Here is a 23281-nt window from a genome sequence, read left to right as displayed (position 1 = left end):
GGCGCCGTCATGCCGCGACGCCGGAGCTGGTGAGGAGCGCCGGGAGGTCGTCGAGCCGTCCGAGCACGACCGGCCGGAACCCGCTGACCGTGGTGATGGTGCTCGGCTGCCCGAGCTCCACCCGCACCAGCACCCGCAGCGCGTCCGCGGGGAACTCCGCGCCCGCGGTCCGGAGCAGGGCCGGGTCGCACCCGGAGCCGGTGACCAGGACCACCAGGCTGCTTCCCGCGCCCGAGGCCGCGGCCCGTCTCGCCCGCTCGCGCAGGTCGGAGCTGCCCTGGGTGATCCGGCAGGTCGCGTCGAGCAGGACGTCGACCGACCTCGACGAGCTGTGGACGTCCCCGCACACCAGGGTCACGTCGAAGTCGTCGCGCATGGCGCGCACGGCCATCGACGCCGCCGCGGACACCGCCACCTCGAACTCCGCGCCGTCGGCGTAGGCCGCCACGTCGTCGTCGAGGAGGACGGTGGCCTCGCTGCGCCGGGTCTCGACGTACTGGCGGACCAGCAAGGTGGCGGCCTTGGCCGAGGAACGCCAGTGCACGTGCCGGAGGTCGTCGCCGCGCACGTACTCACGCAGGGCGTGGAAGGCCAGGTCGCTGGTGGCCGGATGGTCGCTCGGGACCCCCTCGAGGTCGCTGATCAGTCCCGGGTCCAAGGCGCGCAGCAGGGTCAGCCTCGGCCGCACCAGCAGCTCCTCGACGCCGGCCCAGCGCGAGCGCCGCCGCAGCAGGCCGAGCGGATCGGTGCGGAGGTGGATCATGGGGCCCACCGGGTGCACGCCGCGCGGGAGCGGCGGCACCTCGATGATCTCCGCGCGCTCGGCGCCGGGAAGGACGAGCGGCAGCCGGATCGACCGGGTCTCCCCCGCCACCTCGAGCCGCACGGTCGGGCTGACCAGGGGCACCCACCTGGCCCGCACCGACACCTCGGCGGCGGCCGGCTCGCCGGCGGTCACCCGGTTGGGCTCCACCAGCAACCTGCCGTGGGCGGGCTGCGGGAGCAGGACCAGGACGAGGGCGGCGGCCAGCAGGCAGGCACCGATGGCGGCGACGACGCCGAACTCCAGCCAGCCCAGCCAGTGGTGCACCGCCCAGGCCAGCAGGCTGATCAGCAGGACCGACCGTCCCACCGGGGTGACCGATCCGACGAGGGCGCGCACCAGTCGTCGGAGGCCGCGACCCACGCCGCGCACGCCCCGGAGCGCCGGCAGCCCCCGGGCCCGGGGGCCCGAACGCGCCATCTCTCAGGCCCGATCCAGTGGCGCCGGGACGGCTGCCATCAGCTGCTGGATGACGTCGTCGACCGTGACCCCGCGGAACGCCGCCTCAGCATCGAGGAGCAGCCGGTGGCACAGCACCGGCGAGGCGAGCGTGACCACGTCCTGGGGGACCACGTGCGTGCGCCCGTCGGCCGCCGCCCAGGTCTTCGCCACCCGGATCAGCGCCAGGCACCCGCGCGCCGAGAGGCCGAGCCGGACGTGCTCGAGGTCGCGTGAGGCCTCGGCCAGCTGGCGGACGTAGCTGATCACCGCCCGGTCGACGTAGACCCGGTCGGCGATCTTGCTCATCTCCTGCACGATCGCCGGGTCGACCACCGGTTCGAGCAGCGCCGCGCGGTCCCGGATGCCGGAGCTCATCAGCAGCTCCTCGGTCGCCTCCGCGTCCGGGTAGCCGACGGAGGTCTTCATGAGGAACCGGTCGAGCTGCGCCTCGGGCAACCGGTACGTGCCGGCCTGCTCGATCGGGTTCTGGGTCGCGATCACCATGAACGGACGCGGCACCGTGTGGGTGACCCCGTCCACGGTGACCTGCCCCTCCTCCATGACCTCGAGGAGGGCGGCCTGGGTCTTGGGCGACGCGCGGTTGATCTCGTCGGCCAGGATCAGCTGGTGGAACACCGGCCCAGGATGGAACTCGAACCGGTTGTGGCCCTGGTCGTACACCGTGACACCGGTGATGTCCGATGGCAGCAGGTCGGGCGTGAACTGGATGCGCGCGTGGGTGCCCGACAGGCTGTTGGCCAGGCCTCGGGCCAGCATCGTCTTGCCGGTGCCCGGGAAGTCCTCCAGCAGCAGGTGGCCCTCCGAGACCAGGCAGGTCAGGGTGAGCCGGATGACGTGCCGCTTGCCGAGGACGGCCTGGGCGATGTTGTCGGTCACCAGGTCGAAGGCCCCGCGGAACCAGGTGGCCTCCTCCGCGGTCAGCGGCCCGGTCGCCTGCGCGGTCGGCGGGGCCGGCGCCGGCTGCGCGGTCGGCGGGGCGACCGGGGTCGGCACGGTCACGGGCTCGGAGGACATGTCGGTCATCGTAGGGCCGTCCTGCGCCGACTAGGGTTCCCCGCGGAGGGAGGCCGAGCGACATGGACGACGACGAGCTGCGCCGCTCGGCGGCACTCGAGGAGCGCCACTGGTGGTACGCCGGCCGCCGTGCCCTCGTCCGCCGCCTGATGAAGGGCGTGCCCGCCGGCCGGGCGCTCGACGTGGGCCCGGGGCCGGGCGGCAACGCCGCCGTCCTGCGGGACCTCGGCTGGCAGGTGACCGGGGTCGAGCTCACCGAGGTCGGCGCCGAGCTGTGCGCCGCCCGAGGGCTCGACGTGGTGCGCGGCGACGCCACCAGGCTGCCGGCGGCGGACCAGAGCGTCGACCTGGTGATGTCGACCGACGTGTGGGAGCACGTCGAGGACCACGAGTCCGTGGCAGCGGAGTCGCACCGGGTGCTGCGTCCGGGGGGCCGTCTCCTCGTCGCCGTGCCGGCCGGCATGGAGCTGTGGAGCGGTCACGACGTCGCGCTCGGGCACGTCCGCCGCTACGAACGGCAGGACCTGCTCGACCTGGTCGAGCGACACGGGTTCGTGGTGCACGACATCGCCTCCTGGAACGTGCTGCTCCGCCCGGTCGCGCGGATGCGCCGCTCGAACAACGAGAGCGAGAGCGAGATGGAAGAGGTCGCAGCGCCGCTCAACGCCGGGCTGCGTGCGGCGCTCGCGGTCGAGTCGCTGCTCCCGGTCGGCCGGTTCCGCGGGCTGAGCCTGGTCGTGCGCGCTTTCCGCCCGTAGGGCGCGCCCCAGGTCTGTCACCTGCCCCTGAGCGCCTCGGTCAGCTGGTCCGCCCGGTCCTGGCTCTCGACGAGCTGACGCAGCAGCCAGAGCCGCAGCACCCGGGCGAGCGCTCCGACCACGTAGAGGCCCGTGCCGACCACGGTGACGGCGAGCCCGACGACGGCCAGGATCTCGTTGGACTGGATGTCACGCGCGTCGTCGAGGCTGCGCGAGTTCTGCCAGGCGAGGACGGTGACGAGGACGCCCACGACGATCAGGACGATGCCGAGGATCCGGGCGACCCGGTCGCCGGACGCCCCGTCGGCCTTGAGCTTCCGCTCGGACACGGCGGCGGTGAAGGCGGCGCTGCGGTCGGCGGTGCCGGGGGTGCTGGAGGTGCTGGTCATCTGGAGTCTTGTCCTCCCAGGTAGGCGGTCTCGAGGTCCGCGGCGATGTCGGCAGGGGTGCCGACCGCGGTGATGCGTCCGTGGAGCATGACCGCAGCGAGGTCCGCGATCGGCAGCACGGTGCGGGCGAACTGCTCGGCGACGAGGACGGAGATGCCCTCCTCGACGAGCCGGGACACGGTCTCGTACATCTCGGTCACGATCATCGGCGCGAGCCCCATGGAGAGCTCGTCGAGCAGGAGCACGACCGGGTCCGAGGCCAGGGCCCTGGACAGGGCGAGCATCTGCTGCTCGCCTCCGGACATGGAGCCCGCGAGCTGGTTGCGGCGGTCGGCGAGGATCGGGAACCGCGCGAACGCCGCCTCCTCGACCGCGGTCCGCGAGGGGCCGGTCCCGGTGGCGAGCCAGAGGTTCTCCCGGACCGTCAGGTTGGCGAAGACGCCCCGCCCCTCGGGGATCATGCACACCCCGAGGGCCGCGGCCTCCTGCGCGGTCACCCCGTTGACCGACCGGCCCGCGTAGCGGACGTCGCCGGCGGTCGCGGGCACCAGGCCGGCAGCGACCTTGAGCGTCGTCGACTTGCCACCGCCGTTGGGGCCGAGCAGCGCGACGACCTGACCCGCGCCGACCTGCAGGTCGACGCCGTGCAGCACCTCGATCGGGCCGTACGCGGCGGTGACGCCCGCGAGCTCGAGCACGGGTGCGGTGGTGGGCCCGACCACGGCCGGGGCGAGCACCTCGGTGCCGCTCATCAGATGACCTCCGCTCCGATGTAGGCCGCGACCACCTCGGGCGTGGCCCGCACCTCGTCCGGCGTGCCGCTGGCGATCAGCCGCCCCCGGTCGAGGACGTGGATGGTCCGGCACAGCGACATCACCAGCGAGAGGTCGTGCTCGACCAGGCAGATCCCCAGCCCGTCGTCCGCCAGTGCGCGCAGCATGGCCGCGAACACCTCCGTCTCCTGCTCGGTCTGGCCCGAGGCCGGCTCGTCGAGGAGGAGCAGCCGGGGGTGGGTCATCAGGGCTCGGGCCACCTCGACCACCCGGGCCCGGCCGGTCGGGATGTCCGCGACCTCCCGGTCGGCGATCTCGGCCAGTCCGGTGAGCTCGAGGACCCGCTGGGTCTCGGCCTCGACGTCGTAGCCACCGCGTCGCGACGCCTTGACGATGTCGCCCGCGACACGCACGTTGTCGCGCACGCTCAGGGAGAGGAACAGCTCCAGCCGCTGGAACGTCCGGGCCACGCCCAGCCGGCCCCGCTTCCCCGGGGACTTGCGCGTGATGTCGCTGCCGTCGAGCAGCACCGAGCCCGACGTCGGCCGCTGCATCCCGGTGATCACGTTGAACAGCGTGGTCTTGCCGGCGCCGTTGGGCCCGATCAGACCCGTGACCTGCCCGGACTCGAGGGCGAGGTCCACCGCGTCGACCGCCGTCGTGCCCCCGAAGCGGACCGTGACACCGCGCGTCTCAAGCAGGGACATGAGCCGGCTCCTGCTCCCCGACGACCGGATCCGGGTCGGCGCGGAGCTCCATGGCGGCCGCGGCCGCCGCCGGCAGACCCAGGCCGGCGTCGAGCTCGAGGCGCTCGTCGATCGTGAGCGGCACGTCCAGCCCGAGCATCTCGGGCGGGGTCTCGCGAGGTGTGGCCCGGGCGGCGAGCTGCTCGGGCGTGAGCACCCGCTCGGGCATGAACCGGGCACCGAGACCCGGCAGCGCGAACACCACGACCATGGTCAGCAGCGCGAACGCCCAGTCCCCCAGCACCCCGGCCAGGTTGAGCCCGACCAGCAGCGCGACCGCTGCCGCTCCGCCGGCCAGCACCGGTGGTGCCGCCCGCAGCGGCCGGTAGGCCGACGAGATCGCGTGCACCACACCGCTCGGGTTGTGGTTGACCCCGATCCCGGTCAGCGCGATCGCCAGCGCGCCGAGGTGGCTGAGGACCAGGAACGTCGGCTCCAGGTCCGGCATGTCCGCGCCCAGCCCGGCCGACGTGCCGTTGAGGGCGGACAGCCCCACCCCGACGACGACGCCACCGAACAGGGCCCCGCTGACGTAGCTGACGCCGCCCACGACGGTGAGCATGACCAGCACCAGGCTGGCCGTGATCAGGAAGTCGTCACCGGAGACCGACCCCTGGGCGGAGGCGATCAGGATGCCGCCGAGCCCCGCGATCGACGCCGAGAACACGAACACCCCGAGCTTCAGCCGGATCAGCGACTGGCCCAGCATGGCCGTGGCGGCCGGGCTGTCGCGCATGGCGACCAGGCGCCGGCCGTAGCCGCTGTTGCGCAGGGCGATGACGGCGATGCCCAGCACCGCGAAGACGATCGACAGCGCGATGAGGTAGGTGGTGTTCTCGTCCAGGTCCAGCGGCCCGATCTCCGGCCGCGGGACGATGAGCCGGGCGTTGGGGAACAGCGCGATGTCCAGGCCGAACCAGTGCCGCGGGTTGATCTCGCGCAGCACCAGCGTCGACATGATCCCGCCGAACGCCAGCGTCGCCAGGGCCAGGTAGAGGCCGCGGAGCCGCAGTGCGGGCAGGGCCACCAGCGCGCCGACCAGGGCGGTCGCGGCGATCCCGGCCACGATGCCCACCCAGGTCATCCGGGACTCGACACCGATCCCCTCGATGCCCGTGTGGTAGGCCACCATGATCCCGATCGCCCCGAAGGACAGCGGCACCAGGTTGATCTCCCCGGCATAGCCGGTGAGCGGCACCAGCGACAGCGCGATGATCGCGAACGCCATCGCGTTGACCCACGGGCCGATCATCCCGGGACCCGCGATCCGGCTGAGCAGCACGACAAGGCCGACGAAGACCGCGCCCCACACCACCGCCTGCTGGACCGACGGCACCCGGGGTCGCTCCCGGCCGCGGATCTGCGCCAGCCCGCGCAGCCGGTCCTGGGGCAGCACGAGCAGGACGACGAACAGCACGATCAGCGGGAGCGCCCCACGGACGTTCGACACCCAGTCGAACCGGGTGGGCGCGTAGCCGAGGAAGTACGTCGCGGCCAGGCCGAGCACCATCGCACCGACGAAGGTCCGCGGGATGCTGCGCAGCCGGCCGAACATGGCCGCCGCGAACGTGTCGATGATCAGCAGCGTCAGGGTCGTCGCCTCCAGCGACCCGCCCGCGATGGGCGTCACGACGGCTCCTGCGAACGCCGCCAGCGCCGACCCGATCGCCCAGCTGGTGAGGGCGATCCGGTCCGGGTTGAAGCCGTTGAGGCGGAGCAGGTCGGGGTCGTCGACGACGCCCCGCATCGCCACGCCGAGCCGGGTCCGGGTGAAGAGCAGCCGCAGACCCACGGCCAGCGCGACGGCCGCCAGGATCACGAAGATCTCGCCGTAGCGGATCTTCACGCCGCCGAGGTCGACGTAGTTGGCGTTGCCGAAGAGCAGCGCGACCGACCGCGGCTCGGCGGGGTCCCAGATCCAGGTGGCCAGCGAGACCATGCCGAGGAGCACGGAGACCGTGACGACGACCTTCGTGACCTCCTCGACGTCGCGCAGGCCCTTCATCAGCACCTGGTGCAGCACCATGCCGACGAGCGGTCCGAAGACGCCCACGACCAGCACGAACGCCACCAGCGGCGGGAGCCCCCACGGCACCGTGAGCTGCCAGTAGGTGAACGCCGCGAGCATCGCCTGCGCCCCGTGGGCGAAGTTGAAGATGCCCGAGGTGGTGTAGGTCAGGACCAGGCCCGACGCCGCGATGGCGTACACGGCGCCGAGCACCAGTCCGAGGAACGTGTAGGTGAGGAACTGCTCCACCCGCTAGTCCCCTCCGTTCGCCGCGTCGGGTCAGGCCTCCGGGACGATGACGTCGTCGGTCAGGTAGGTGGTGGCGATCCGGTCCTCGTTGAGCTCCACGCCCCACGAGCTCTCCGGGGTCTCCAGCGAGGAGTCGGCGCAGTAGAACTCACCCTTGGTCGCCGGGGCGATCTGCTCGTAGGTGCCGCCCTTGAGCGTCATCAGCAGGCTGCACTTCGGCGGCTCGTTGCCACCGGGGTTGGCCTCGGCGTGGAGCCCGCCACCGGTCCAGGACGTCACCTGCGACAGCTCGTTGACCATGCACTGCCGGGTCAGCTCGGACCCACATGCCTTGGCCGCAGTCGCCCAGAGGAGGAACGCGGACGTCGACTGCATCCCGAGCAGACCGGTCGCGGCGTCCTCGTTGGCGCCCATCACCGCGAGGTAGTCGGCGACGGCCGGGACCGCGTCGGCGTTCTCGAACGGCTGGAACTGCATGGTGACGTTGACGCCCTCGGTCAGGCCGTCGATGTTGGCGGACTTGACCACGTCGGCGTACCACGTGGCGTCGGTGAGCAGCGTCGGCTCGTAGCCCTCGACCCGCATGGCGTCGAGGAACGAGAACGTCGCCGGGGTCGGCGTGCCCTGGTCGAAGAGGACCGTGGTGCCGCACTCCTGGTAGCGCTGCACCAGCGCGCGGTAGTTGTCACCGCCGGCGGACTTGAGGACGACACCGCAGCCGGCCACCTCGGCGCCGGCGGCGGCCATGACGGCCTCCGTGCGGCCCTCGGCGAGCTGGGTGAACGGCGAGTCGTGCCCGATGAAGTCGAAGGACGCGGCCTCCGGGAAGGTCTCGAGGGTCAGCTCGGCACGCGCCACGCTCAGCTGGTCGACCGGGAAGGGCAGCGGCTGGTAGCTCATGGGCGCGTTGTTCGCGCTGCTGGACAGGGTGAAGCCGGGGACCGTGACCAGCTGGCAGTCGATGCGGTCGGCCTCCATGTCCTCGTCACCCGCGAAGCCCTGGCCGACCATCATGAAGTCCTGGCCACAGGCCTCGACGATGACCTGCGCCGCGTTGTCGAGGGCGGCGTCGTAGCGGTGGCCGACGATCTCGCGACCGTTGATGCCACCGACCGAGTTGCACCAGGCGATCATCGCGTCCATCGCGTCGCCCATCTCCTCGTTGAGGCCGGGCGCGTTGACGTAGCCGGAGTCGTCCCCGTAGCCGATCGCGATGGAGTCGTCGGTCACTCCCTGCTCGGTGGCACCGGAGGCGTCACCCTCACCACAGGGCGACTCGAGGTCACCGAAGGTGTCAGTGGGAAGGTCGGCGGACGCGCCGGACGTGCCGTCGTCCCCACCGGGGTCGTCGTCGGAACGGTCCGACGAGCACGCGCCGGCCACCAGCACCAGCGCCGCGGCTACCACGCTCAACCGGAAACCCTTGCCCCGGCGCTTCTGACCCATCCCTGCCCGCATGCTGACTTCCTCCCTCGATGTCGCCCCCTCCGTGACGGCGACCACATCAAACCCCATCGGTCGCGGGTTGGGAAGAAGAAGTTTGCGTGTCTGAACAAATTGTGGCCATGTTGTTGCCGGCCACGGATTCCTGCGACCCCCCGCAGCGACATAACGTCACCTCCGTGACCGTGCCTGCAAGGCGTCCCGGCCCCCGGAGCGACGTCGACGTCCCGGCCGCCCTGGTCGACGCGGCGGAGCTCCTGTTCGGTTCCGCCTCGGTCGACGCGGTCTCGCTCCGAGCCGTGGCCCGCGCGGCCGGCGTGGCGCCGGCGGCACTCACGCACTACTTCCCGGACAAGGCGGCCCTGGTCGAGGCGGTCCTGCGCCGGCGCGCCGACCCCGTCGGCGAGGAGGTCCGCGACCGGCTGGCGGCGCTGGTCGCCGCCGAGGACGACCCACGCCCCGTCGATCTCGTGGAGGCCGTGATCCGGCCGTTCGTGGCCGTCCTGGACGCCGACCCGGTGGCCGGCCTGGCGTGGATGAAGCTGTTCACCGCGCTCGGCCTGGCCGAGGAGCCGATGTGGCTGCGCGGCGTCGGGCGGGCCCCGAGCATCGCCGACCTCTACGCGCAGGTGCTCCAGAGGGCCCTCCCGGGCGTCCGTGGCGACGAGCTCTACCGGCGGGTGGGCATCGCCATGTACTCGATGCTGAGCGCCCTCGCCGGGGTCGACCTCGCCGGCTACGGCCACCCGATCAGCAGCGAGGGCGTCGACCCGCGGTTCGTCGACCAGCTGGTGGTCTTCACCAGCGCGGGCCTGGCCGCCGGTAGCTCCGAGCGCTGACCCCTCGACGTCCGAGCACCGCCCCACAACGCGACGACACCCCGGACCGACGGTCCGGGGTGTCGCAGGTGAGGCGTCGGTCAGGCGTCGGTCTTCGGGGGTGCCTGGGTGCGGTTGCGCCGCGAGAGCAGGATGCCGCCGAGGAGCACCAGCAGCCCGAGGACGATGCCCACCAGCGGGACGGTCGTCTGCACGGCCTGCAGCGACGAGGCCTTGCCCTTGTACTCGTCGACGTTCTCCTTGACCTGCTCGTCGGTGTACTGGAAGGTGCCGCCGGACGTGGTGATCAGGGTCTCGCCGTCGAGGGCCAGCGTGTTGGCGGTCTCGGAGACGCGGTCGATGACGACGCCCGTCGTGGGCTCGACCCAGTGCTGGGTGATGGTGGAGTACTGGATCTCCACCTCGAGCGCGTCGGTGCCGGTCTCGCCGACCAGCGACGGCGGCACCTCACGGGTGCCGACGGTGGTGGTCGGCACCTCGTACTTGAACTCGTAGACCTTGAGGCCCTCGATCTCGCTCTCCTTGACGAACTTGGTCGTCACGGCCTGGCCGAGCGTCGCGTCCCAGAACTTGTAGTCCTTCTTCTCGGTGCCGAAGGGGTACTTGCTGATCTGGCCGCTGCGCTTGACCTCCTCGCGCTCGCCGTCGGTGGTCTCCTCGAAGGCGCCGCAGCAGTTGATCGCCTCGCCGGTGTGCGCGTCGTGGGCGTAGCGCTCGGCGCTGCGGGACCGGATGTTGCCGATCTCGTCGCGGTAGGAGGTCGTCCCCGCCCACACCAGCGTGCCGTCACCCGCCTCCTCGGAGGCCTCGACGTCACCCACGGTGCGGTTGACCACCGACATGTCGGTGGTCACCTCCTTGAGGGTCGAGAGGTCGAGGATGGTCGCATCCTTCGCCTCCAGCTTGGTGACGCTGTTCTGGTCGATCGGGGCCACCGCGAGCGCCGGGTAGGCGTAGAACCTCGCGAGCACTCCGGTCACGATCAGGAACGCACCAATGCCGACCAAGATCGGCCCCAGCAGACGACGCATGTGAATCTTCCTCCCTACTCGCGCTACTCATTGGTAGCGCCAAGCCCGACCGGACCCTAGCAGCAGTGACGGCCGCCACCTAGCCTCGCGCGCGCAACAATTTGGCCACGCGGCCAGATCGCCGGGCCGAGGCCGCGGGCGGTCTTTCAGCGGGTCTCGAGCAACACGGCGCCGACGACCTCCACCGACTCCGCGCGCATCCTGGCCCACCCGAATTCCTCGGCCCAGGAGCGGCAGTGGCCGGCGACCTGCGAGGCGACCCGGGGGTCGGAGAGGGTCTCGAGCGCGTCCTCCAGACCGGTCCCCAACGCTCGCACCAGCTCGTCGGCGTCGCCGCCCGGGGACTCGGGGACGAGCCATCCGGTGCGCCCGTCGCGCACCGAGTCACGCACCCCCGGGACGTCGCGGCCCAGCGTCGGGACCCCGTGAGCCGCTGCCTCGAGCACGACCTGGCCCCACCCCTCCGCGTCCGAGGCGCACACGTGCAGGCGGGCGGCCCGGAGGACCGCGGCCTTCTCCTCCTCCGGGAGGAACCCGTGGACGAGCACGCTGTCGCCCAGCCCGAGCTCCGCGACGGCGGCGGAGACCGCCGGCATCCCCGGGCCCGTGCCCACGATGTCGAGGGTGGCTCCTGGCCGCCGGACGAGCAGCCGCGCGAACGCGCGCACCACGAGCTCGACCCGCTTGTGGGGCACCACCCGGCCCAGGACCACGACCCGCTCGCCGGTCCGCACCTCGGTAGGGGCCGGCGGGAGGTCGGTCCCGTTGTGGATCACCCGCACGTCGCCCCGCCAGCCGAGCTGGCGGCGCATCTCGGTGACGGTCGACTCGGACACCGCCACGGTGGTCACGTCCCGGTAGACCGCGGGCATCAGCCGCCCTTCGAGGAAGCGGCCCAGGTCGGAGACGGGACGGCGCATCGCGGTCCGGAACTGGTCCTGGTGGACGTGGTGGACGACGAGGACGACGGAGGTCCCGCGGCCGAGGAGCGGCGGGGTGAAGGAAGGGATCCCACAGTCCATGTCCAGCACGACGTCGGGTGGCCGCCGGCGGACCCGGTCGGCGACGAGCCGGGCCCACACGCCGGCGTAGAACGAGTACTGACCACCGCGTCGCCGTACGTCGATCCCGTCGGCGGTCTCCCGGGCGGACTGCCCCGCATCACGAGCTGTCCAGAACTCGACCCGCGCCCCGGCGTCGCGAAGGCCGAGGGCCAGCTCCCAGGCGTAGCGCTCGCTCCCGCCCGCCAGGTGGTGCCCCGGGTCACGCCAGTTGACGACGACGGCGCGTCGACCGTGGAGCGGTCTCGGGTCCGGCCCGGTCACGCCTCGACGGCGGGTGCCAGGTCCGGCGCGGGGGGCACGATGGGCGTGACCCGCGGCAGCACGGTCACCCCGGCGAACGTGGGAGCGCTCTTGAGTCGCCGGGCGATCACCGCGAGCTCCCAGAACGTCGATGCACCGTGCAGAGCGGGCAGGAAGGTGGAGCCTGGGACGTCGTCCCAGGTGACCGGGAACTCCACGACCTTGGCGCCCTGCCGCTGGGCCCGGCCCAGGACCTCGACGTCGAAGGAGAACCCGGTGGCCCGCAGGTCGGCGAACAGGGCTCGCCCCAGGTCGCCGCGGAAGACCTTGAAGCCGCACTGCGTGTCGGCGATGCCGGGGGCGATCTCCCGGGTGCAGCGACGGTAGAGGCGGGCGCCGAGCATCCGGGCGCCGCTGTGCCGCTCGGTGGTCACCGCACCGGGAACGGCTCGCGAGCCGATGGCCACGTCCGCGCCGGCCTCGATGAGGCGCACCGCATGGGCCAGCGCCTCGAAGTGCGTCGCTCCGTCGGCGTCCATGAAGCCGACGACGTCGGCGGTGGTGTGCCGGATGCCCTCGCGCACCGCGGCGCCCTTGCCCCGGGTCTCGCAGCGGACGACCCGCACCGGCATCGCGGCGGTGTGCGCACCGGCCGCCAGCCGTGCCGTGTCGTCGGTGCTGCCGTTGTCGACCACCACGACCTCGAGCGGGGCGGGAGCCTCACCCGCGGCGAGCACGAAGGCGCGCAGCATCTCCAGCGTGCGGGGTAGCCGCGCCGCTTCGTCCCGGGCGGGGATGACGAGCTGCATGAGCCGACGGTGGTCTCGGGCCGAAGGGCCCGGATCAGTTGTCGGCGTAGGTGTAGAGGCTGTTCTGGGCGACACCCTCGGGGTCGCCGTTGTAGGCGGACACTCCGCCGATGATGGAGAACAACGCCAGCACTCCACCGACTGCGCCGGCAATCGCCTCGTTCATTTAAGTACCCCTCCCAGAGTCAACAGCGGGCTCACCATACACCTGACGGCGCCGGATGCACGCCGCTGCGACCAGGCAGCCCAGGACGGCCATGACATCGCCCCCGAGGATCACCGCCCGACGGGTCGTTCCCCGGCTCGTCGTGACCACCGGGTCGTCGAGCGCGACGACGGTGAGCCGGCCGCCGTCGTGCAGCACGTCACCGACCGGGACCTCGTCGGCGCGCACCCCGTTGCCCTTCTCGACGAGGATCCGGGCCACACCCTGGTCCGCCAGCGCCCGGGCCGGGTCCTCGTCCTCGAGCGCGCGGGTGATCGCGGCGAGTCGCGGGTCCTCGTTGGCCAGGACGGCATCGTCGGCCTCGCCGCCGAGCAGGATGCGGTCGTCGATGAGGACCTCGCCCTCGAAGAAGCGCGGTGCGGGGTCGAGCTGGGCACGCGAGTCGTTCCAGTCGAACCCGCGGTAGGTCCCGCGCCAGGGCAGCACGACCGTCGCTCCCCCGCGGTCGGCCACGTCCCGGTCGACCACGGCCTTGGCGCGGAACCACTCGGCCGGGTAGGTCACGGGCCGCAGGTCACCGCCGAGACCCCACGCCATCGAGGGCAGGCACAGGGCGGGGAGGAGGGCGAGCCCGACCGCGGCCCCTCGCACGGCCTCCCGGCCCGGCCGGCCGGCGCGCCACAGGAACTCGCCGGCCGCGGCGACCCCCGGCAACAGGACCAGGACGGCGGGCCCGAGGAAGCGGTGCCCGTCCCGCAGCGCGGACAGGGCACCGAACCGTCGCGCCGCCGTGTCGAAGGCGTCCGTGAGCCCGGGCAGCGTCGGCACGACCGTCAGCGCCACCGCCAGCCCGGCCAGCAGGAGGAGCCCGTGCCGTGTCGTGCGGTCGGCCGGACCCACGTCCCGCCTGGTCCGCCACAACGCCAGCAGCGCCACGACGGTGGTCACGCAGGACAGCAGCACGACCAGGGCGACGGTCCGCTCCTGGGGCACGACCGACGACTTCCAGATCCCGCCGAGCGACGCGACGCTGGCGAGCAGTCCCGCCCCGGACTCGGCCCGCGCCGCGAACGCGTCGAACTGCCCGCCGGGCGCGTCGATGCGGTCGCCGTTGAGCAGCGACGGGACCAGCCACGGCAGGTTGACGAGGACCGCGCTGCCGAGCGTCACCAAGACCGCGCGAGGGCGGCGCCCGAGGACGACGACGCAGATCGCCGTCAGCGCCCCGACCAGCGCCGACGCGGGCGACCAGAGGGCGGTGAACGCCAGCCAGAGCGTGAGCACTGGCACGCCATCGCGAACCTCGTCCCGGACCCGGACGGCGGCGGTCACGACGAAGGGCAGGGCGGCGTACCCGACGACCGAGCCCCACTGGCCGATGCTGAGGCGCTCGAGGACCCAGGGGTTCCACATCATCAGCACGATCGCGGCCGCGCGGCCGACCGCGGAGTGCTGCGCCACCAGTCGTCCCGCTCCTGTCCCGGCCAGCACGAGGGCACCGAGGAGCAGCGCCTTTTGGAGCAGGTCGCCGGGCACGACGGTGGTGACCACCGACAGGACCGCGTCGCCCGGGACGAACCGGGGCGCGGAGCCGTCCAGCGCAAGCCAGGCGTCCTTCCACGGCTGGTGGGGCACGAGCACCATGTCTCCGCGCAGGGCGAAGCCTCGCCGGAACGTCATCGGCCCCAGGACCACCAGAGCCACGAGCACGGCGAGTCCCAGGTCGACGAGCCGGTCGCGGCGCGTGCCGGTCATGTCGAGGCAGTCTCCCCGCCGCGCCGGGGCGCGACCAGGATGCTGCCCAGCGCGAGGAGCAGTCCGGCGCCGGACAGCAGATCAGCGACCGGTCGGTCGAATCCGTCGCCGAGGTGCAGGGACACCGCCACCACCACCGGACCGGCGACGAGGAGCAGGGCCGCCACCGCCAGGGCAGGCCCGCGTCGTCCGATCAGCACGAACCCCGCCGCGAGGACGAGCCCCGCGGCCGCCGGTACACCGCCGAGCACCCAGGCGGGCAGCCCCGCGACGACGAGGAGCCCGGCCAGTGCCGCGCGCGACCGCCCCCGAGGACCCGCCCCGGTGGGCTGGCGCTCCGCAGCGAGCCGGGTCCGGACCAGGAGCACGAGCGCGAGCAGCAGGACACCCAACGCGACGGCCAGGCCGGAGAAGAGCAGCACGACGTAGGACCTCTCGGGCGCGTACCGGATGACCAGCGATCCCCCGTCACCTGCCGGCACCCGCCAGCCCTGGGCCCAACCGTCGACCCGCTGCACGGGCAGCGTCTCCCCGTCGAGCTCGGCGACCCAGCCGGTGTTGTAGTTGCGGGTCGTCCGCAGGATGGAGGCCTCTCCCGCCCCGAGTGTCAGCCGCTGCTCGCTCGCCTCGTCCGAGTGCACCGTGAGCTCGCGTGCGGTTTCGGCGGCGGGCCGTGTGGTGACCGGCCGGAGGGCGACGACGACGGGCTGGAACTCCTCGGTCGAGATCACCTTCAACCGGTGCTCGCCCGGCGTGAGGTCGAGCTCGCCGATCGCGATGCCCTCGTCGTCGCACAGCGCCAGGTCGAGCGGGCCGGCGGACACCACGTTGCCCATGAAGCCGTCCACCGCGGTGTCGTAGCGCTGCCCGTCGAGCTCGACGACCGGGCCGAAGCCGCACAGCGCCCCGGTCTCGGTGGCGCCGTCGAACGGCAGCGTGACCCCTCGCGGCCCGAGGTAGAGCTCGCTGAGCCCGATGGGAGAGAGGCCGCGGGTCGGGTTGCGGAAGGTGATGGTCACCCGACTCGTCCTCAGGGGCTCGAACGCCCCGAAGTCACCCAGGTCGACCACCCGTTCCTCGCCACCGCTGCGGAGCACCGCCTGGGTGGGTGTCACGGCGGGCTGTGCCGGCTGCGCCACCCCGATCCTGCTGAGGGTGCGCGGTGTGGCGAACTCGACGGTGAGCGTCGGCGTCGGGTCGAACGGGTCGGCGATCCAGCTGGTCGCGCCCGCCCCGTCGTACGCCATCCGGGCGGACACCGTGGGGTCGGAAGCGAGGGTCGACGAGGCCCGGACGACGACCGGCCCGCCGATCGGGTCGAGAAGCCGCTGGGCCGCCTGGCGGGGTCTCGCGATGACGGTGCCCGTCAGTCGGACCCGCCCCCCGGACGCCACGTCGAAGGTGCGGTCGATCCCCGCGCTCTCGTCGGACATCCGGCCGCGCCCGAAGCTGCAGTCCGGGGCGAGCAGGGTGGTGATGCACGCGCGCACCTCCGGCTGCGCGGTGAACACGTACGCCGCCTCCGGAGCCGTCTCCGCCGTCGGGACCACGAGGGTGCGCTCGGCGGCGGGGCCGTCGATGTCGACGTCCTGGATCGACACCGCCGCGTCGCCGCGGTCCTCGTTGACGGCCAGGACGGTCAGCTTGAGCCGGTCGTCGGTGACGCCGGTGAGGTCGAGCTCGGCCTGGCCGGTGAACGGGTCGACCTCGGCCCGGCGGACCTGTCCGCCGGCCTCGGCCTGCAGGCGGGTGATCTCCCCCACGACCGGGTTGGCCACGGTCGTGAGCACCCGGACCACACCGATCTCCTGGGCCTCGGCGAGGTGCACGTCGAGCCACTGACCGACCGGCTCCTCCAGGAAGCCGGAGCGCCAGGCGCTGGACCGGTCGCCGTCCACCGCCGCGAACGGAGCGTTCTCGGGCCGCACCTCACCGAAGCCGTCGGTGTAGGCCATCGAGGACGACGCGTCGACGTACCTCACGACGGAGTACCTGGCGGTCACCGGCTCCGAGCCGGGGTTGCCCGGGTAGTTGCCCACGACCCGGGTGCTGTGCCGGGGCTCTCCCGGTGCCAGCACGGCGCCTTCCGCGTTGTGGACCCGACCGAAGTTCCGCTCGCGCTGGCGGAAGGCGTCGCCCACGACGTCCGCGGGACGGTCCCAGCCGTCGTCGCCCCGCACGATCGCCGCCTGGTCGGGGGCCACGAGGTCGCGCCCCACCGCGTCGACGACGTCCGCGGACCCGCCCGCGACGGTGACGGTCTCGGCCTCCGGGACCACCGAGATCCCGCCAGCCGTCTCGTCGTCGACGGAGAACACCTCGATGGCCGGCCCGAAGTCGGCCTCACCGAGGTTCACCTCGGGCGAGACACCCTCCGACCGGGCCATGGCGATGGCGACCAGGTTGATGGAGGTGGCCTCGGCCAGCGACGGGTCGAGGTCATGGCGGACGACGACGTGGCTGATGCCCAGCCTGGCCAGCATGGCGCCGAGGTTGGGGGAACCGGCCCCCGAGGCGAGGAACTCCTCCAGCCGTGACAGCACCCGGATCGTCTCGGGTGGCACCAGCGGTACCTGCGACCGGGTGACCCAGGGGACGTCCGAGACCGCCGACATCGGCTCGTCCATGGTCCAGCCCCAGGTCTGCACGCCGAAACCCGAGCCGGGGATGATCCAGGCTCGCGTGTCGGGGCCCTGCTTCTCCAGGTAGTCAGCGGTCTGGTGCCAGTAGTCCGGCACCTCCGTCCAGCCGGGGGTCCTCAGGTTGAGGGCCACCGCGGGTTGCGCCATCAGCAGCACGAGGAAGGTCAGCCCGGCGATGCCGACGCGGCTGCCCACACGCCGGGCCCGGGGGCGACGGACACCGGCGAGCGCGTCGGCCGAGGCCCAGGCGGCCACCTGCGCGAACGCCGCGCCCACGCCGATCGAGAGCGGCAGCCGCACGATCGGGTCGATCTTGGAGACGTTGCGGAAGAGGTCCCAGTCTCCGTCGAGCATGTCCCGCACCGCGGTGGCGAGGGGCGAGCCCAGCGTGGCCGCGTGTCCGACGACGAGGCAGGCCATCCCGAGGATGAGGGAGAGCACGAGCGGGGTCCGCCACGGCGAGCGGAACGTCACCAGGCCCAGCACGCCGAGCGCGGCGAGCAGACCGCTCGCCGCGACCATCCAGGGCTCGTAGGCCAGCTGGAAGCCGGCCGGCCACGTGGGGTAGCCGCCGGTGGCGTTGTAGATGATCCAGTTCGAGGCGCCGCGCAGTGCCGAGGTGTAACCGGTCGTCTTGGTCGTGACGTCCGCGTCCTCGACGTAGTCGAAGAACGGCGGTGAGTAGATGCGCAGCTTCATCAGCGACGCCGCCCACCAGACCGAGACGAGCACGACGAGCCCGCACCACCAGCCCAGCAGCCCGATCCCGACCAGTCGGCGGCGCACACCCCACACGATGGTGATGAACACCAGCGGGAGGATCGCCACCGTCGCGGTCGCGTTGAGCGCACCGGTGAACATGTAGGCCGCGGCCGAGAGCAGCGCGGCCCGGCGGACGCCGAGCCGGCCGGTGAGCGCCAGGACGATCGGCAGCGCCACCCAGGGCAGTGCGGCCATGGGGAGGATCTCGCCGGTGCGGGTCCCGACCTGGCTGATCACCCGTGGGTTGAGCCCGTACGCCATCCCGGCGGCCCAGGCCGCCCATGGAGACATCGCCATCGACCTGGCGAGCCGCCGGCCCCCCTCGCAGCCGGCGACCAGGATCAGCCACGACCAGAGCCGCTCGCTGATCCACGGCGCCAGGTCGACCAGGTCGGCGAGCAGGTAGAACGGCCCCTGAGGGAAGAGGTAGCCGTAGGCCTGGTTCTGCAGCTCACCCAGGCTCAGGAGCGGGTTCCACAGTCCCAGCGAGCCCTCCAGGAAGGTGCCCGGCGCCTCGATGAGCGGCGTCTTGGTGTCGTTGGTCGTCTTGCCGAACTGCTCGAGCATCGCTGCCATGAGCAGGATCACGTAGACACCGACGGCGGCCCAGGAGCTGGGGTGGCTGGGCCGGGGGATCCTCATGGCCCGGCAAGGGTAGACGCCGGGGTGCTCGCGGGAACTCGCGGATGCCGCCCGGCCCGGTTAGGGTCCGCGCGTGCGTGACGTCGAGGCCCTGCGGGGGAAGCATGTGGTCTTCCTCAGCTGGCGCGACACCCGGCACCCCGAGGGTGGCGGGGCGGAGAAGTACCTCGAGATGGTCGCCGCCGGGCTCGTCGAGCTGGGTGCGCGGGTCACGATCTTCACCGCCGCCCATCCCGCAGCACCACCGGACGAGACCGTCGACGGCATCCGGTTCGTCCGCCGCGGTGGCCGGTTCGGCGTCTACCTCCGGGGGATGCTGGCGCTGCTGCGCGGCTCCCTCGGGACACCTGACGTGGTCGTCGACGTCCTCAACGGGCTGCCGTTCTGGAGCCGGCTGGTCACCCGGGCACCTGTCGTCGTCCTGGTCCACCACGTGCACCGCGAGCAGTGGCCGGTGGCGGTGCCCGGGCGGCTCAGCAGCGTCGGCTGGTGGCTCGAGAGCAGGCTGGCGCCGTTCGTCTACCGGCGGGACCAGTACGTCGCCGTCTCCCGGGCCACCCGCACCGAGCTGCGGTCCCTGGGGGTGCGCGGCCCACGGATCGCCGTGGTGCACAACGGCTCCGAGCGCGCGGTTCCCGTGTCGGGGGGCAAGGCCCCGGTCCCGACGCTTGCCGTGGTGGGCCGGCTCGTGCCGCACAAGCAGGTCGAGCACGCCATCGACACCGCGCTCGCGCTGCGCGAGGAGCTCCCGGGGTTGCGGCTCCACGTCGTCGGCTCCGGGTGGTGGGAGGGCGTGCTGCACGAGTACGCCCGCACCCGGGAGGCCGGTTCGACGGTGGTCTTCGAGGGGCACGTGGACGAGCGGCGCAAGCACGAGATCTACGAGAGCTCGTGGGTGCTGCTCCTGCCCTCGATCAAGGAGGGGTGGGGCCTCGTGATCCCCGAGGCCGGCATGCACGCGACGCCCACGGTCGCCTACCGGTCGGCCGGCGGCACCCGCGAGTCGGTCGCCGACGGGGAGTCCGGGCTGCTGGTCGACGACCAGGCCGGCTTCGAGGAGGCGACCCGTCGGCTCCTCACCGAGCCGGGACTGCGCACCCAGCTCGGCGTGGCCGCTCGGGAACGCTGCATGATCTTCTCCTGGGACCAGACGCGCACGTCGTTCGCACTGGTCCTGCTCGCCGCCATGCAAGGCCGTCGCATCGACGCCCAGGACCCGGAAGAGGGCGACCTGGGGCGTGCGAGACTCGCGCAGTGACGAGCACCGAGTCGCGACCGCGTCTGCTCGACCGGGCATTCCTGCGCAGCAGCGCGGTCATCGCCGTCGCCATCGCCGTCATGAACGTGACGACCTACGGCTACACGATCATCGCGGCCCACACCATCGGCAAGGACGCCTACGGCGCGTTCTCCGCGCTGATGGGGGCGCTGCTCGTGATCTCGGTGCTCTCGCTCGGGCTGCAGGCCACGGGGGCGCGCCGGATCGCGGCGCACCCGGGCCAGGTGGTCGCGATCGAGCAGATCGTGCTCGGCGTCGGGCTGCGCAGCGCGCTCGGCCTGGGCGCCATCTGCCTGGTCCTGGCGCCGGTCCTCAACTACGTCCTGCGGCTGGAGAGCCTCCCCACCGCGCTGCTGGTCTGTGTCGCCGCGGTACCGCTGACCTACATGGGCGCGCAGGCTGGTGTGCTGCAGGGAGAACGCCGCTGGGAACCGCTGGCGCTCGTCTACCTCTCCGCCGGGCTGGGCCGGATCATCCTCGGTACCGGCCTGATCCTGGTCAGCCCCGGCGAGTTCTCGGCGATGCTCGGCGTCGCGCTGGGCAGCTGGGTGCCGGTGATCGTCGGCTGGGTCGCCCTCCGGCGGCCCCGGGTGGAGCACCTCCACTCCGAGGGACACCCTGGCCTCGAGCTGATGCGCGAGGTCGGCACCAGCAGCCAGGCCCTGCTCGCCTTCTTCGCCCTCTCCAACGCGGACATCCTGATCGCGCGGGCGGTGATGTCCGACTCGGAGGCAGGGCTCTACGCCAGTGGCCTGATCATGGTCAAGGCGATCCTCTTCTTCCCGCAGTTCGTCGTGGTCATCGCGTTCCCGTCGATGTCGGAGCAGGGTGCGTCCCGCAAGACCCTCGCCTTCGCGCTGGGCGTCTCCGCGACGCTCGGGTCGCTCGGCGTGCTGGCGACGCTGTTCCTCCCGGACCTCGCGCTGCTGTTCGTCGGCGGTGACGAGTTCTCCGCGATCAAGGACGACCTCTGGAAGTTCGCGATCGTCGGCACCCTGCTCGCCATGCTCCAGCTGCTGGTCTACTCGGCGCTGGCCCGCCGTCAGGGCAGGGCGATCCTGATCATCTGGACCGCGCTGGCCGTGCTGGTCGGCTTCGCCCTGTCGATGTCGTTCGCCACCTCGCTGGTGCTGCTGGTCGCCGCGGTCGACGGCGTGCTGTTCGTGGCGCTGTTCTCCCTGGCCGCCAGCCAGCCCACGGTACGGCCGGCCACTCCCACGCTGACCGATCGATCCGACTGAGGGCCGAAGCTCCCGGGGTACCAAGCAACAGGACGGCCACCCGATCCCACGGACGCCTGGATCTGCGACCGGAGGGAGCGCCCCGCGAGCGCGGGGGTAGAAAGCTAGTGGGCAGCCTCGTGCCAGCTGAGCCCGGTCCCGACTGAGACGTCCAGGGGGACGAGCAGCTCGGCGGCCGACCCCATCTGCTCCCGCACCAGGGCGTCCAGTGCCTCCCGCTCCCCCGCGGCGACCTCGAAGACCAGCTCGTCGTGCACCTGGAGCAGCATCCGCGAGGCGAGGCCCGCCTCCCGGACCGCGCGGTCGACGTTGAGCATCGCGATCTTGATCAGGTCGGCCGCCGACCCCTGGATGGGCGCGTTGAGCGCCATCCGCTCGGCCATCTCGCGGCGCTGCCGGTTGTCGCTGGTGAGGTCGGGCAGGTAGCGCCGGCGGCCCATGATCGTCTCGGTGTAGCCGGTGCGCCGGGCCTGGTCGACGATGCCGCCGAGGTAGTCACGGATCCCGCCGAAGGTCTCGAAGTACTCGTCCATCAGGCCGCGGGCCTCGCTCGGCTCGATACCGAGCTGGCCGCCGAGCCCGAACGCGGACAGCCCGTAGGCCAGGCCGTAGTTCATCGCCTTGATCTTGGCGCGCATCTCGACCGTGACCTGGTCGGCCGGGACGTCGAAGACCCGGGACGCGGTGATGGAGTGGAAGTCGCGACCCGACCTGAACGCCTCGATCAGCAGCGCGTCCTGGGACAGGTGCGCCATGATCCGCATCTCGATCTGGCTGTAGTCGGCGGTCATCAGGCACTCGTAGCCGCTACCGACGACGAACCCCTCGCGGATCCGGCGGCCCTCCTCGGTGCGGATCGGGATGTTCTGCAGGTTGGGGTCGGTGCTCGAGAGCCGTCCGGTGGCGGCGATCAGCTGGTTGAAGGTGGTCCGGATCCGGCCGTCCGGGGACACCGTCTTGAGCAGGCCCTCGATGGTCTGCCGCAGCCGGGACACGTCACGGTGCCGGAGCAGGTGGAGCAGGAACGGGTGCTCGGTCTTGACGTAGAGCTGCTGCAGCGCGTCGGCGTCAGTGGTGTAGCCGGTCTTGGTGCGCTTGGTCTTGGGCATCCCGAGCTCGTCGAAGAGCACGACCTGGAGCTGCTTGGGCGAGCCGAGGTTGATCTCCTTGCCGATGACGGCGAAGGCCTCCTCGGCGGCGAGCTTCACCTGGCCGGCGAACTCGGCCTCCAGCGACTGGAGCTGGTCGACGTCGACCGCGATCCCGGTCTGCTCCATCCGGGCCAGCAGGTCGATGAGCGGCAGCTCGATCTCGGTGAGCAGCCGGGTCCCGCCCCGCTCCTCGAGCTCCTCGTCCAGGGCCGCGGCCAGGTCGAGGACCGCCCGGGCGTGCAGCATCTCGGTCTCGCCGACCGCGCCTGCCGCCGCGTCCCCCATGTCGAGGCTGAGCTGGCCGTCGTCGGCGGGCCCCTGCCGCAGCTCTCGCTTGAGGTAGCGAACCGTCAGGTCGGCGAGGTCGTAGGAACGCTGGTCGGGCCGGGCGAGGTAGGCCGACAGCGCCGTGTCGCGCTCGAGTCCCGCCAGCGGCATCCCCCGGGCGGCGAGGGCGAGCATCGGGCCCTTGGCGTCGTGCATCACCTTGGGGCGCGCGGGGTCCGCGAGCCAGGCGGCCAGGGCCGCCTCGTCGGCCGGGTCGAGCCGGTCGGTCGGGGTGTAGGCCGCTCCGGCCTCGGTCGCGAACGCCAGGGCCGTGACGTCACCGGTGCCGGCCCGCCAGTGCCCGAGCGGATGCAGGCCCACCCGCTCGCCCGAACCGGCGTGCTCGGCCAGCCAGCCGGCCACCTCGCCCGTGTCGAGCACCCGCATGCTCACGTCGAACCCGGCCTCGTCGACCGCGTCCTCCTCGGTCGGGATCGCCTCGAGCAGCCGGGTGCGCAGCACCTGGAACTCCAGCCCGTCGAACAGCGTGTGCACCGCCTGCCGGTCCCACGAGGTCCAGACCAGGTCCTGGGGCACCGCGTCGAGCTCGAGGTCGCAGACCAGGGCGTTGAGGTGCCGGTTGCGGATCACGTCGCCGAGGTGCTCGCGCAGCGCCTCGCCCTTCTTGCCGGTGATCTGGTCGGCGTGGGCGATGACGTTGTCGAGGC

The 23281-nt window shown here is 72.4% G+C and carries 18 protein-coding genes; 4 read left to right on the top strand and 14 right to left on the bottom strand.

What is annotated here, in order from left to right; translation table 11 throughout:
* Positions 1 to 7: 7 nt before the first annotated feature.
* Both JHD21_RS01220 and JHD21_RS01215 read right to left on the bottom strand, forming a co-directional pair.
* Complete coding sequence (locus tag JHD21_RS01220; RefSeq protein WP_292670987.1) at positions 8 to 1162, bottom strand: DUF58 domain-containing protein; 1155 nt, start codon at positions 1160 to 1162, stop codon at positions 8 to 10.
* Between the two features lie 84 nt (positions 1163 to 1246).
* A complete protein-coding gene (locus JHD21_RS01215) occupies positions 1247 to 2299 on the bottom strand; it encodes a MoxR family ATPase (protein ID WP_292670986.1) in 1053 nt (350 codons plus the stop codon).
* A gap of 62 nt (positions 2300 to 2361) precedes the next feature.
* Here JHD21_RS01215 and JHD21_RS01210 point away from each other — a divergent pair, with 62 nt between their 5' ends.
* Positions 2362 to 3057: a class I SAM-dependent methyltransferase gene (locus JHD21_RS01210; protein ID WP_292670984.1), complete on the top strand. Its 696-nt coding sequence runs from the start codon at positions 2362 to 2364 to the stop codon at positions 3055 to 3057.
* A 17-nt stretch (positions 3058 to 3074) separates the two neighbouring features.
* On the opposite strand, the gene JHD21_RS01205 is transcribed toward JHD21_RS01210, so the two are convergent.
* Genes JHD21_RS01205 through JHD21_RS01185 form a run of 5 tightly spaced genes read right to left on the bottom strand, consistent with a single transcriptional unit; the run spans position 3075 to position 8629 of the window.
* Positions 3075 to 3446, bottom strand: a complete 372-nt coding sequence (locus tag JHD21_RS01205) for a hypothetical protein (protein WP_292670982.1) — start codon at positions 3444 to 3446, stop codon at positions 3075 to 3077.
* Complete coding sequence (locus JHD21_RS01200) at positions 3443 to 4198, bottom strand: ABC transporter ATP-binding protein (protein ID WP_292670981.1); 756 nt, start codon at positions 4196 to 4198, stop codon at positions 3443 to 3445. The genes JHD21_RS01205 and JHD21_RS01200 overlap by 4 nt, the downstream gene beginning before the upstream one ends.
* Entirely contained in the window at positions 4198 to 4926 is a 729-nt protein-coding gene (locus JHD21_RS01195; protein WP_292670979.1) for an ABC transporter ATP-binding protein, read from the bottom strand. The genes JHD21_RS01200 and JHD21_RS01195 overlap by 1 nt, the downstream gene beginning before the upstream one ends.
* Entirely contained in the window at positions 4913 to 7222 is a 2310-nt protein-coding gene (locus JHD21_RS01190; RefSeq protein ID WP_292670978.1) for an ABC transporter permease, read from the bottom strand. The genes JHD21_RS01195 and JHD21_RS01190 overlap by 14 nt, the downstream gene beginning before the upstream one ends.
* A 30-nt stretch (positions 7223 to 7252) precedes the next feature.
* Positions 7253 to 8629 carry an ABC transporter substrate-binding protein gene (locus JHD21_RS01185; protein WP_292671029.1) on the bottom strand — a complete coding sequence of 459 codons (1377 nt, stop codon included), beginning with the start codon at positions 8627 to 8629 and terminating at the stop codon, positions 7253 to 7255.
* Between the two features lie 215 nt (positions 8630 to 8844).
* Here JHD21_RS01185 and JHD21_RS01180 point away from each other — a divergent pair, with 215 nt between their 5' ends.
* Positions 8845 to 9504, top strand: a complete 660-nt coding sequence (locus JHD21_RS01180) for a TetR family transcriptional regulator (protein WP_292670977.1) — start codon at positions 8845 to 8847, stop codon at positions 9502 to 9504.
* Between the two features lie 80 nt (positions 9505 to 9584).
* Here the strand turns inward: JHD21_RS01180 and JHD21_RS01175 are convergent, their stop codons facing one another.
* The 6 genes from JHD21_RS01175 to JHD21_RS01150 all read right to left on the bottom strand — a co-directional run bounded on the left by JHD21_RS01175 (position 9585) and on the right by JHD21_RS01150 (position 18615).
* Positions 9585 to 10535, bottom strand: coding sequence for a DUF3068 domain-containing protein (locus JHD21_RS01175; RefSeq protein WP_292670976.1), 951 nt, complete (start codon positions 10533 to 10535; stop codon positions 9585 to 9587).
* A gap of 146 nt (positions 10536 to 10681) precedes the next feature.
* Entirely contained in the window at positions 10682 to 11860 is a 1179-nt protein-coding gene (locus JHD21_RS01170) for a glycosyltransferase family 4 protein (protein ID WP_292670974.1), read from the bottom strand.
* Positions 11857 to 12648, bottom strand: coding sequence for a glycosyltransferase (locus JHD21_RS01165; protein ID WP_292670972.1), 792 nt, complete (start codon positions 12646 to 12648; stop codon positions 11857 to 11859). Before JHD21_RS01165 ends, JHD21_RS01170 begins: the two co-directional genes overlap by 4 nt.
* 34 nt (positions 12649 to 12682) lie before the next feature.
* Positions 12683 to 12814, bottom strand: a complete 132-nt coding sequence (locus JHD21_RS01160) for a hypothetical protein (protein ID WP_292670970.1) — start codon at positions 12812 to 12814, stop codon at positions 12683 to 12685.
* The gene (locus tag JHD21_RS01155) at positions 12815 to 14569 is read right to left on the bottom strand and encodes a hypothetical protein (RefSeq protein ID WP_292670969.1); all 1755 of its coding nucleotides are present in this window, start codon (positions 14567 to 14569) and stop codon (positions 12815 to 12817) included.
* Positions 14566 to 18615 (bottom strand): alpha-(1->3)-arabinofuranosyltransferase family protein, encoded by a 4050-nt coding sequence (locus JHD21_RS01150; protein ID WP_292670967.1) that lies wholly within the window; start codon positions 18613 to 18615, stop codon positions 14566 to 14568. Before JHD21_RS01150 ends, JHD21_RS01155 begins: the two co-directional genes overlap by 4 nt.
* 73 nt (positions 18616 to 18688) lie before the next feature.
* Between JHD21_RS01150 and JHD21_RS01145 the strand changes: the two genes are divergently transcribed.
* Together JHD21_RS01145 and JHD21_RS01140 are read left to right on the top strand one after the other, a co-directional pair.
* Complete coding sequence (locus tag JHD21_RS01145) at positions 18689 to 19873, top strand: glycosyltransferase family 4 protein (RefSeq protein WP_292670965.1); 1185 nt, start codon at positions 18689 to 18691, stop codon at positions 19871 to 19873.
* The gene (locus tag JHD21_RS01140) at positions 19870 to 21135 is read left to right on the top strand and encodes a polysaccharide biosynthesis protein (protein ID WP_292670963.1); all 1266 of its coding nucleotides are present in this window, start codon (positions 19870 to 19872) and stop codon (positions 21133 to 21135) included. The genes JHD21_RS01145 and JHD21_RS01140 overlap by 4 nt, the downstream gene beginning before the upstream one ends.
* Positions 21136 to 21239: 104 nt before the next feature.
* Here JHD21_RS01140 and polA read toward each other — a convergent pair.
* On the bottom strand, positions 21240 to 23281 hold a 2042-nt coding region (gene polA / locus JHD21_RS01135; RefSeq protein ID WP_292670961.1), incomplete at its 5' end, for a DNA polymerase I.

This window comes from Nocardioides sp. (assembly GCF_016462705.1).
GTDB lineage: Bacteria > Actinomycetota > Actinomycetes > Propionibacteriales > Nocardioidaceae > Nocardioides.
This window is presented reverse-complemented; position numbering and strand designations above follow the sequence as displayed.